Source organism: Bradyrhizobium sp. AUGA SZCCT0182, from assembly GCF_018130185.1.
Classification (GTDB): domain Bacteria; phylum Pseudomonadota; class Alphaproteobacteria; order Rhizobiales; family Xanthobacteraceae; genus Bradyrhizobium.
Genome location: NZ_JAFCLY010000048.1, coordinates 59694 through 70570 on the forward strand (window position 1 = coordinate 59694; position 10877 = coordinate 70570).

Below are 10877 nucleotides of genomic sequence, written 5' to 3' on the forward strand. Positions count from 1 at the left end.
ATGAGAGAAACATGCAGATCGACCCGGCCTTTGGATTGCTGACGACGGACGAAGCCATCTCGCGCGCGACCAAGCAGGTCGTTGCCAGCGCCCTCGGCTCGACCTCTTCGATCGACCCGATTATCGGCCCCGAATTTTCTCGCGCATTCTCATTCGTTGGATTGGTCGTTCAGCAACATGGCCTCCTGATCCAAAGGGTCCTTGCTGATACTTTGGCGGCCAGTGAACGCTTCGAAGTCCTGACTGAAAGCCCCATTCCGATCACGGCCGCTGCACTTGACCTGTTAACGTCCGAAAACTCCGAAAAACATCTCGCCAGCATCAAACTGAAATCGGACTCCCGCGTGGTGCGGTCGGCGATGATGGACATCATTGTCATTGACCAGGAAAAGCGCTGGGCCGGCGTCTACGACGTGAAGCGCGGAAACGGGGAGACGACGTGGAAGTCGCGCAAGCCGATCGAGAACGACCTGCGCGCGGCACGTCTGGTGCTTCAATCCCATCTCAAGAAGCTCGGACATGACGTCGATCATGTCGATTCTGCCGTGATCGACTATTACGGGTACTCCGGCTTCCCCCGCAACATCAAGATCAATGGCGAAGAACTCGATCGGCACTTCGGAGTTCCGATGGCGACCAAGATCGATAGCATGACGGCCGCGCTCTGTGACGAAGTTCTTGCGGGCCTCCTCCAGATTCTGGAGCCGATGATTGCCAAGTTGACCACCTCTCGCACCAAGGTCGCGGTGGAACAACCGGAGCGTACCGCGCCGGACCAGCGCACGCGGGTCGCCGACATTTTGCAGGCCCGGCCGCGCGGCCCGGACCAGTGGCACGCCAGTCTCGCACGCTAGTCCGCTACGCAACCTCCGCTCTGCCGGCTTCTGCGGAAGGACCTGTTGGTGGAGCTTTCTTGGTTTGGGAGCACAACGATGAGCGATAAGCTGAAGGTGGTGAAGGGCGAGCCTCAGCATGAGAAGACGAACGACCACGGGATCGGCAATGCGCCGAGCGTCCGCCAGGGCGAGCGTACCGTGTTGGACAATCCGGCTCGGCGCCCTTGGCCGTTCGCTCCTTCCGACACCTCGCCCTTGGCGTGGTGGCGGACGCTGCCGTCGGACGCGTTCGGGGAAGCCGAGCGCCTGCACCTGCTGACGACGCTCAAACAGATCGACGTGCTCCACGGCGGCGACGACTTCGCAGCCGCGCTCGAGGGCGATCCGTCGGCCGCGATCGGCGTCGCCATTGCCCTGATGCCGATCGAGGAACTGACCCTGAGGGCCGACATCGCCATGACGGCGTTGCTGCTGTGTGCACTGGATCGCAACGCGGCGGCGGCGCTGGTGTTGGCGCAGATCGTGGGCTTGACCGACCTTGGCCACTCCCTCGCTACGGATCTCGCCGCGTCGTGGCTCGTCTACGGGCGGCGCTACGCGGCCGATCCGCGCAAGTTCCACGAGGCCGAGACCGTACTGCTGGAGGCATTTCGGGACCGTCGCCGTTACGGTGACGATGCATGAAGATTCAGATCTTCTCGGATCTTCATATCGACGTCTATCCGATCAAGCCGATCACGGTCGTGCCCGGCGTCGATCTCGTGATCGTCGCCGGCGATGTCTGCGAAGGGTTGCTCCGTGCCTTCGAGCATTTGCGCCGGATCGTCCCGATGGACATCCCGATCGTAATGGTGCCCGGAAATCACGAATATTACCGGAGGTTCATCCCCGACGAGTTGGCGTTGGCTCTCGCTCATGCCGGTGCGTTCAACCTCCACATTTTGAACGGCACCGCTCTCGAACTGAGCGGAGTCCGCTTCGCCGGCGCCACGCTCTGGACCGACTACCGCATCATGGGCGAGGCCAACCAGGCCAGGGTGATGAACGCCTGCGCCAAGGGCATGAACGACCACCGCCTTATCGGTTGGCAGAAGAAGCCGTGGCGGAGATTCCGGCCGCAGGAAGCGGCGTTGCTACATCACCGGTCGAAGGCCGCCATCACCGAGACGCTCGCGGCGCCGTTTGCCGGGCCGACCGTGGTGGTCAGCCATCACGCGGTGCATTGGGACTCGATCCATCCCCGGTTCCGCAGCGATCTCGTGACCGGCGCGTTCGTCTCGGACTTGTCCGAGCTGATCGAGACCTATCAGCCGACGCTGTGGGTACATGGTCACGTCCACAACTCGTCCGACTATCTCGTCGGCAAGACGAGGGTCCTGTGTAACCCGCACGGCTACGGGACCGAGAACGCCACCTTCGATGGCGCCCTAGTGGTGGAGGTCGGCGAGTGAAACCTTTCACTTCCGCCGCCGCGCGCCCGCCTTTCTCCGCTCACGCTTCGTCTTGTTGAGAGTTGCCCCATGCTTACCCGCCAATTCCCCTTCCTCGACCCCGCTCGCATCGAGCCCGACCTGGCCCGCCGGCTGCGCACCTTGGCTGACGACTGCGAACGACTCGCTCGCTCGGCCGCCCGGTGTCGCCCACCCTGCTGGCGGAGGCGCCGCTGCTCGAAGATTGGGTGCCGACGGTGACGGCGCTGGGCGTGCAACTGGTTGGACGCGTCTCCGACCATCCCCTGCACGGCGATACCGTCATCGTCACCTCCCCCGTCTGGTTCGCCGATCCTGACGGCACCTGGGCGCGCACCCTGTCCCGCTCCTACCGGCTGGGGCCGCCGCTCCGCCGCGATGATGCCCTCCGCGCTACGAGGAACTGAGCATGACGCATGATCCCGGCGAGAAGCCGAAACCGACAGCACCAAACAGGGTATCGCCATTGCCACGACCGGCGCGATTGCCGGGGATAACGCCGCGACCCGCCCCGATTGGCGCCGGAAATCCCGATACAATCCCGAGCAATCACCACAGGACCGACACCGTGACCGACCCTCAGATCATCTGCACGAACTGCGGCACCGAGATCAAGCTGACCGAATCGTTGGCGGCCCCGATCGTCGCCGCGTCCCGCAAGCAGTTCGAGGCGCAGCTCGCGGCCAAGGAAGCCGATTTCGGCCGTCGTGAGGCCCGCCTCAAGCAGACGCAGGACGACCTCGCCAAGGCGCGCGAGACCCTCGACGAACAGGTGGCCGCCAAGCTGAGCGCCGAACGTGTGGCCATCGCCGACGCCGAGGCAAAGAAAGCCCGCCTGGCGCTGGCGGATGATCTCGGCAAGCGCGACCGGCAGCTTGCGGAACTGCAGCAGATGCTGACCACGAACAACGCGAAGCTCGCGGAAGCCCAGCAGGCGCAGACCGACACGCTGCGCAAGCAGCGTGAGCTCGAAGACGCCAAGCGCGAGGTCGAGCTGACCGTAGAGAAAAAGGTGCAGGAGAACCTTGCGACCGTTCGCGACAAGGCCAGGCTGGAAGCAGAGGACGCGCTGAAGTCCAAGGTCACCGAAAAGGAGACCCAGATTGCCGGCATGGCGCGCCAGATCGAAGAACTGCGTCGCAGGGCCGACCAGGGCTCGCAGCAGCTGCAGGGCGAAGCTCTCGAGATCGAACTCGAATCCCTGCTCCGCGCCCGCTTCCCGCGTGACCTGATCGAGCCGGTGGCGAAGGGCGAGTTCGGCGGCGATGTGATCCACCGCGTGCTTGGCCCCGGCGGTCAAACCTGCGGGACCATTCTCTGGGGGTCCAAGCGCACGCGGAACTGGAATGACGCTTGGCTCACCAAACTGCGCGATGACCAGCGCACCGCCAAAGCGGAGGTCGCGCTGATCGTTTCAACCGCGCTTCCCAAGGGGATCGAGACTTTTGATCTTGTTGATAACGTCTGGGTCACGGAGCCCAAATTCGCGATTCCGCTCGCCATCGCGCTCCGTCAGTCGCTGATCGACGTCGCCGCCAGCCGCCAGGCACAGGAAGGCCAGCAGACCAAGATGGAGATGGTCTACGCCTACCTGACCGGCCCCCGCTTCCGCCACCGCATTGACGCCATCGTCGAAAAGTTCACCGACATGCAGGCCGACCTCGATCGCGAACGCAAGACCATGACGCGGTTGTGGGCGAAGAGGGAGGAACAGCTCAGGGGCGTGCTTGACTCCACCGCCGGGCTCTACGGCGACTTGCAAGGCATTGCAGGCCGCGCGATGCAGGAGATCGAGAGCCTGGACGTGTTGATGATCGAGACGAAGAGCGAGGCGGCGGAATAGACAGCATCGTGTGCCCACCCTGCACAATTCCTTTCGTCACGGCATCGGTTGCACTGGCGCGAAACCTCGCCTTACATAGCGGGCAAAAGTTCCTCGATTCGACGCGGCAGCTAGGCCTTCATCCGGGTTTATCGGCCAATATTGGCAACCCGGGAAAGATAAACTCTTTCGAGGGCGATTTATACTCCCTGTTCGGTTTGATTTTCGTGACAATTGCTGCGTCGATATGGCTGTCTGCGCTTCATGCAAGATCGCGAAGTCTAACCAAGGTAAGCCGTTCAATCAGGTTGTCGTCTTCGCGATACTCCCCAGACCATCGCCGATCAACTGACAGCAAGGCGGCGGCCTGCCCACGGTAAAATATCCGCTCCGCCTGCTGGATGTCGCCCTCCCCTTGGGGAGCCCGGAAGGCTTCCAGCAGCGCCATCAGCTTCTGACGCGGAAAACTGCCCCCCGAACTCTTCCGCAGAAGATCGAGTGTCCAGTTCACCTCCGCGATCTCCTCCAGACTGAGGCCGTTCGCCGCCAACACGCCGCGTTCCGCATCTCCAACTCTTGCGGCGATACCCTGGGAAGCCTGGAGGCGTCGAGCCCAGCCCATGATACGATCAGATGAGCGCCCGTCACCCGCAGTGATGCCATCAGCCGTCTCCAACGCGGCCAGCCGATCGAGCTTGGCCAGGTGGGTGCGCGCGACCGACTCCAGCATCGACCGGACCTGAACAGCCGAAAGCACTTCTCTTCCCTCCTCCTGGCGCAAGATGCCATCACTCGCCACGGCCAAATGGGCGGCGATGGTGCGCGCCTTGGAAAGGTCCCGCGTTCTCAGGCTGATCGCAATCGGCGCGAGTTCTCTCTCCCCTGCTTTCTTGAGAAGCCGCCGGCGCCACCAGTAAACGGCACCTCGCCTGAAGACATGCTGGACCACGCGCACGTAAACACCCCTGTGATACAGGCGCGTGATACAGTCGCGACGCAACTCCCCAGCCAAAGCCAGCGAATTGCATTATTTCAAAGGGTAGGTGTTTGCTGGCTGGCGACGCAGTGCTGATCGCACCTGTCTCCGCGCAGATTCCCTGCTAACAGGGAATTTTACAAGGAATCTAGCGGTATGGGAGGCTCGGAGACATGACAAGTAGTCAGAACCGCTGCACTACAGCCGTTTTCTGGGTCAATTCCCTACTCCAATTAGCAGGGAATTTTTCTGGCCTAACAGGGCTATCCTCGCAACGTAACAGGGAGTTTCGCTGGTCTTTCGATCTGTTGTGTGCTGCTTGCGATGGCGACTGAGGTGTTGAAGGCCCGTCGAACGGGCGTGTCACTTCTGGGAAATTTATAGTGGTCCAAGGATGTCCGATGTGCCCTCAACATCGGACATTGGCCGCCGACTCCGAGATGTCCGTTTTGTGCCAAAAGCCGACATCATATCCGCGCTAGGCCCGCCTTACGGGCGGCCAGCCACTCCCATCTGGATAGTCACATCCAGCGCAACACGCTTTTTGTGTGGAGCGTCAGGATTCCAACCAACAATGGTAAACATCACGAAGAAACCAACAATATACGCTACAGCGACAAACCAGCCGTGCCGCAGCCACCGGCCCACCGACTTGGCCTCAGGGTACATATTGGCGATCGCGACGCCCGCAGACGAGCCGAACCAGATCATCGATCCGCCGAAGCCCACGGAATATGCAAGAAAACCCCAGTCATAGCCGCCCTGCTTGAGTGCAAGTGCCGTCAGCGGGATGTTGTCGAACACGGAAGACAGGAAGCCGAGCCCCAGAACCGTTTGCCACGAGGCCCCCGGCAATTCCTCGACCGGCATAAAGGACGCATTGGTGACAAGGGCCAGAAGGAAGACCGTGCCCTTGAACGTTTCCGGCATGATCGCCCAATCCGGCCGACGCAGCGGCGCGGCCGCGAGAATGACGATCCACACCGCAAGTCCGATCACGGGGACGGCATCGAGCACCGCCGGAAATTTCAGGTTGGCGATGACGTTGGCCACAATGGCGATGGTCAGGATTGCAGCGACAATTCCCACATAGGTCCAATCGATGTGCCGGCCGCGCTGCGCATCCTTCTCTATTGGAGAATGGCGGTGTTGGATCAATGAGGCTGGTATCCCGTAGATCAGGAAGCCGGCGACGGCGGCGACGTAGGCCTCGACGACACGAAGCGGGCTGATGCCGTCGATCCACATCATGGTGGTGGTGGTATCGCCGACGACGCTGCCAGCGCCGCCAGCATTGGCGGCCGCAACGATGGCGGCAAGGTAACCGATATGTACTTTGCCCTTGAACAAGTGCCGCGCCATCGTGCCGCCGATCAGGGCCGCGGCAATATTGTCGAGGAAGCCCGACATCACGAAAACAATGGCAAGCAGAACCAGACTGCCGCTCCAGCCGTTTGGCAGGAACGCGGGCATCGCGTCGGGGATTCGGCTGTTCTCGAAATGCCGCGACAGGACGGCGAAACCCATCAGCAGAAAAAACAGGTTGGCGAGGATCACCCATTCGTGGTGAAGCTGGAGCATCATGCCGATCAGGCCCGTGCCTTGTCGGAAGCCAGTAAATACGAGCTTGTAAAGTGTAACGGCCACGAGCCCGGTCAACGCCACCTCCAGCGTCTTGTGGTGGAATACCGCTACACCCAGCAGCGTCAGGCCGAACAGAATGAAATCAACCGGAATGCCGAACAGGAAGACCGGCTGAGCAGAATACGGGCCAGTTGTGGATGCTGCCGCGGCTGGATTTGCGAACAGGACGGCTGCCAGGGCCACCCCGGCTACAAGAAGCAGCAGGGGCACATTCAAGGGCCGCCCGGTGAGGGATTCGGCACGAAGGATTTCATCGTCTGACGGTCGACGGTTCATTGGGCGCGCGCTTTCCGCGTGGCGGCCCGACCATCGCTTGACCTGTCACTGCCACATGCAGCGAGCACCCGACCACCGTTCTACACGCCAACCGAAAGAAAGCAATGTGTGCCAGAGGCTGATGTCCGCTAAGGGTCATTCGCGTCGTTTTGACCTTGCCCGTTCACTTTCGGTCTTCCCCGACAAGCGGACATTCTCCTGGTCGGTCGGCATGTCTCAAAGGTGCCAACACCGGACCTGTGCATACTCACTCAATTACCTTATCGGCACTCGCGACGAGCGCAGGAGGTACGGAAAGCCCCAGCTGCTTGGCTGCCTTGAGGTTGATGGACAACTCAAATTTGGTTACTTGGTAGATCGGGATGTCACCGGGCTTTGCTCCTCGGAGAATCGCGTCGATGTTGTTGGCGACGCGCTTATACAATTCGATCAGGTCGAAGGAATAGGCCATTAAGCCCCCGGCCTCGACGGGGGCAGGATGCGTAAAAATCGCCGGAAGCTTCGCGTCGCCGACCAACTTAGCGACCAAAGTGCTGTTTTGATCGACCTCAGGCGAATCGAGGACCATGACCGCATTTGCACCGTCGCGGGAGATACTCTCGATCGCCGCCCGATAGTCTGCTTCGCTGGCACCAATTTCCAGTAAAGACACCGCGAGAGGGAGGCCTGCCGTTTCGGCCGCTGCGCGGATTCCGGGACCGGTGACTGGCCCATGCCATTGCTGTCGAAGACCGAGACAGCCAAGTTTTGACATCGTCGGAACCATCTCGCGCAACAGTGCAATCCGTTTTCCGTGAATGGATGGACCGGCGTCGATGCTGGCTCCCGTGAAATTGCCGCCCGGGTGAGCCAGACTTTCGGCGAGCCCTTGCCTAACAGGGTCGCCAGTTATCACTACGATCGGAATACGCGATGTTAGCTTTTTGAAAAAGACTCCGCCAGGACCAACGACAAGGATGACATCCGGGTTACTTCGAACGATTTCCGTCGCCAGCGCTTCGGGGCCGGACGTGTTTTGCTCTCGGCCGTAACTTTCGACCTTGAGGTTTTGTCCCTCGATCTGCCCCAACCGCCGAAGTTCAGCGAATAGAGCTGGGGAAACTTTGCTTTCGCTATGCTCATGCAAGTCCGCGCTTGGCTGTGATGGGCTGAAGATAGCAAGACGCTTGCGATTGGTGCTCTGCTGTGCCGCCGCAGCGAGCGGCCATACGACCGCCGCACCGCCAAGAAGACTGATGAAATCGCGCCGTCTCATGCTGCCCTCCAAGGAGGCTCAGGACCACGCTAAATCCAGGTCGAAGCATACCACATCGCGGCATGGGAGTCCGGGAGTTGGAGGCGCAAGATGTCGAGCGCGGCAACCCGCTATTCTGCGTTGCGCCATGACCGCTAAGGGTCAATCGCGTCGGTTTGACGGTCGGCCAGCCACTTCCGGTCTGCCCCCGTCAACGGACATCGCCAGATCGGCTCGGCTCTTCAGCCGACCTCAATCCATCTATTCGATCACCTCGTCGGCGCGAGCGAGCAGGGTCGGCGAAATGGTAAGACCAAGCGCCTTTGCCGTCTTCGTGTTGATCACCAGTTGGAGCTTTGTGACCTGCTGCACCGGTAGGTTTTCGGGTTTTTCGTCATTCAAAACCCGGCCAAGATAGTCGCCCACTTGTCGGTAAGCCTCTGGATAATTGGTTCCGTAACTCGCCAATCCTCCGCGAGCTGTGAATCCCCGAGTTGGATACACTGCGGGTATTTTGTGCCGAGCCGCCAGATCAACAAGCGTTGTTTGGTTTGAAAACATGAACGCGTCGGCCGACACCAAGACTGCGTCCGCCTGCGCACTTACAATTTTTGCGAAAGCCCCCTCGAAATCATCAGAACGGCTCGCCTCTACAAAAAGCAGCTCCACACCCAATAATTCGGCTGCCGATTGCATGTCCTTCGCGATGCGATCTTGTCCGGGTACAAGATTCGTCGATCGGTGGACGAGGAAGGCGATAGACTTCGCCCTCGGTACAAGCTCACGAAGCAATTCTAGTCGCTTGGCCAGCACCTCTGTGTTGAGAACGGTAATACCTGTGGCGTTGCCGCCCGGCCGGTTCAAGCTGGCGACAAACCCGCTTGCGACCGGGTCATAGCCCGTAAAGAAAACGATTGGAATCGACGTCGTGGCAGCTCTTGCGGCAACAATGGACGGTCCTGAAAACACAGTAATCACGTCCACCCGACGCTGAATCAGATCGCGGGCCAACGCGGCCATACGCCCCTCCTGATTGTCGGCCATATAGTATTCAACAGATAGATTGCGTCCCTCGATGAAACCCATCTCGGTCAAGCGCCGCTGAGCCAAGGCAAAGCTTCCCCGAGCTTCTTCGACCGATCCAAATCCTAGAACGCCTATAACTTTTGCAGCCGCCTGTTGCCCCTGTGCCGTGCGAGGCCACGCTATGAGGCCGCCAACAAGCCCGATGAACTCGCGTCGCCGCATGGCCGCCTCCAAACATCAGGAGCGGGCATCCTATCGGCTTCAAACAAGTGCCTGATAGGGCCAAAAGGTCGACACCGCTCGCGCCATGTGCTGGCAGTCGTCCATTCTGGGTCAATCGCGTCGGTCTGACGGTCGGTCAGCCACTTCCGGTCTACCCCCGTCAAAGGACATCGCCAGGTCGGCCCGGCTCTTCCGCTTCGTGCCAACACCGGACCTTGCTTGTTTACTCAATTACCTTATCGGCAATCGCGACGAGCGCAGGAGGTATGGAAAGCCCCAGCTGCTTGGCTGCCTTGAGGTTGATGGACAACTCAAATTTGGTTACCTGGTAGAACGGGATGTCGCCGGGCTTTGCTCCCCGGAGAATTGCATCGATATTGTGGGCGGCGCGCTTATGCAATTCGATCAGATCGAAGGAATAGGCCATTAATCCCCCGGCCTCGACGGATTCGGTAAATGTGAAAATCGCCGGAAGCTTCGCGTCGCCGAGCAGCTTAGCGATCAAAGTGCTGTTTTGAAGGACCTGAGGCGAATCGAGGACCATGACCGCATTTGCGCCGTCGCGGGAGATGCTCTCGACCGCCGCCCGAATGTCTGCTTCGCTGGTACCGAATTCCAGTAAAGACACCGCGAGAGGGAGGCCTGCCGTTTCGGCAGCTGCGCGGAAAGCGCCTGCGCTCGCCCCATCCCATTGGAATCGAAGAGCGATACAGCCAAGTTTCGACATCGTCGGAACCATCTCGCGCAATAGTGCAATCCGTTTTCCATGAATGGACAGACCGGCGTCGATGCTGGCTCCCGTGAAATTGCCGCCCGGGTGAGCCAGACTTTCGGCGATCCCTTGCTTAACGGGGTCGGTAGTTATCACTACGATCGGAATACGCGATGTTAGCTTTTTGAAGATGACTGCGCCAGGGCCAACGACGTGGATGACATCCGGGTTGCTCCGAACGATTTCCGTCGCCAGGCCTTCGGGGCCGGACGCATTTTGCTCTCGGCCGTAACTTTCGACCTTGAGGTTTTGTCCCTCGATCCACCCCAACCGCCGAAGCTCAGCGAAAAAGGCTCGGTACTTTTTACTTTCGCTATGCTCATGCAAGTCCGCGCTTGGCTCTGCTGGGCTGAAGATAGCAAGATGTTTCTTATTAACGCTCTGCTGTGCCGCCGCAGCGAGCGGCCATACGGCCGCCGCACCGCCAAGAAGACTGATGAAATCGCGCCGTCTCATGCAGTCCTCCAAGGAGGCTCAGGACCACGCTAAATCCAGGTCGAAGCATACCACATCGCGGCATGGGAGTCCGGGAGTTGGAGGCGCAAGATGTCGAGCGCGGCAACCCGCTATTCTGCGTTGCGCCATGACCGCTAAGGGTCA

At 60.3% G+C, this 10877-nt stretch carries 10 protein-coding genes; 5 read left to right on the forward strand and 5 right to left on the reverse strand.

Going from position 1 to position 10877, the window contains the following annotated elements:
* The first annotated feature begins 11 nt into the window (after positions 1-11).
* From JQ611_RS34480 to JQ611_RS34500, 5 genes are all read left to right on the forward strand, one after another.
* Entirely contained in the window at positions 12-854 is an 843-nt protein-coding gene (locus tag JQ611_RS34480) for a hypothetical protein (RefSeq protein ID WP_212263166.1), read from the forward strand.
* A gap of 78 nt (positions 855-932) precedes the next feature.
* Positions 933-1520, forward strand: a complete 588-nt coding sequence (locus JQ611_RS34485) for a hypothetical protein (RefSeq protein ID WP_212263167.1) — start codon at positions 933-935, stop codon at positions 1518-1520.
* Entirely contained in the window at positions 1517-2287 is a 771-nt protein-coding gene (locus JQ611_RS34490; RefSeq protein WP_212263168.1) for a metallophosphoesterase, read from the forward strand. Before JQ611_RS34485 ends, JQ611_RS34490 begins: the two co-directional genes overlap by 4 nt.
* Positions 2288-2469: 182 nt before the next feature.
* Positions 2470-2712 (forward strand): DUF6634 family protein, encoded by a 243-nt coding sequence (locus JQ611_RS34495; RefSeq protein WP_212467968.1) that lies wholly within the window; start codon positions 2470-2472, stop codon positions 2710-2712.
* 161 nt (positions 2713-2873) lie between these two features.
* Entirely contained in the window at positions 2874-4148 is a 1275-nt protein-coding gene (locus JQ611_RS34500; protein WP_212467969.1) for a DUF2130 domain-containing protein, read from the forward strand.
* 241 nt (positions 4149-4389) lie between these two features.
* Here the strand turns inward: JQ611_RS34500 and JQ611_RS34505 are convergent, their stop codons facing one another.
* From JQ611_RS34505 to JQ611_RS34525, 5 genes are all read right to left on the reverse strand, one after another.
* Positions 4390-5082, reverse strand: coding sequence for a DUF6538 domain-containing protein (locus JQ611_RS34505; protein ID WP_212467970.1), 693 nt, complete (start codon positions 5080-5082; stop codon positions 4390-4392).
* A gap of 510 nt (positions 5083-5592) precedes the next feature.
* The gene (locus tag JQ611_RS34510; protein ID WP_249133683.1) at positions 5593-7023 is read right to left on the reverse strand and encodes a citrate transporter; all 1431 of its coding nucleotides are present in this window, start codon (positions 7021-7023) and stop codon (positions 5593-5595) included.
* A gap of 247 nt (positions 7024-7270) precedes the next feature.
* Complete coding sequence (locus JQ611_RS34515; protein ID WP_212467971.1) at positions 7271-8278, reverse strand: ABC transporter substrate-binding protein; 1008 nt, start codon at positions 8276-8278, stop codon at positions 7271-7273.
* Between the two features lie 240 nt (positions 8279-8518).
* Positions 8519-9505, reverse strand: coding sequence for an ABC transporter substrate-binding protein (locus JQ611_RS34520; RefSeq protein ID WP_212467972.1), 987 nt, complete (start codon positions 9503-9505; stop codon positions 8519-8521).
* Between the two features lie 223 nt (positions 9506-9728).
* Positions 9729-10733 (reverse strand): ABC transporter substrate-binding protein, encoded by a 1005-nt coding sequence (locus tag JQ611_RS34525; protein ID WP_212467973.1) that lies wholly within the window; start codon positions 10731-10733, stop codon positions 9729-9731.
* Positions 10734-10877: the final 144 nt, after the last annotated feature.

Bases quoted from the DNA above. Each gene is read 5' to 3' on its own strand.
- JQ611_RS34525 (WP_212467973.1), bottom strand. From the start codon at position 10,733: ATGAGACGGCGCGATTTCATCAGTCTTCTTGGCGGTGCGGCGGCCGTA.
- JQ611_RS34515 (WP_212467971.1), bottom strand. From the start codon at position 8,278: ATGAGACGGCGCGATTTCATCAGTCTTCTTGGCGGTGCGGCGGTCGTA.
- JQ611_RS34510 (WP_249133683.1), bottom strand. From the start codon at position 7,023: ATGAACCGTCGACCGTCAGACGATGAAATCCTTCGTGCCGAATCCCTC.
- JQ611_RS34520 (WP_212467972.1), bottom strand. From the start codon at position 9,505: ATGCGGCGACGCGAGTTCATCGGGCTTGTTGGCGGCCTCATAGCGTGG.
- JQ611_RS34485 (WP_212263167.1), top strand. From the start codon at position 933: ATGAGCGATAAGCTGAAGGTGGTGAAGGGCGAGCCTCAGCATGAGAAG.
- JQ611_RS34480 (WP_212263166.1), top strand. From the start codon at position 12: ATGCAGATCGACCCGGCCTTTGGATTGCTGACGACGGACGAAGCCATC.
- JQ611_RS34490 (WP_212263168.1), top strand. From the start codon at position 1,517: ATGAAGATTCAGATCTTCTCGGATCTTCATATCGACGTCTATCCGATC.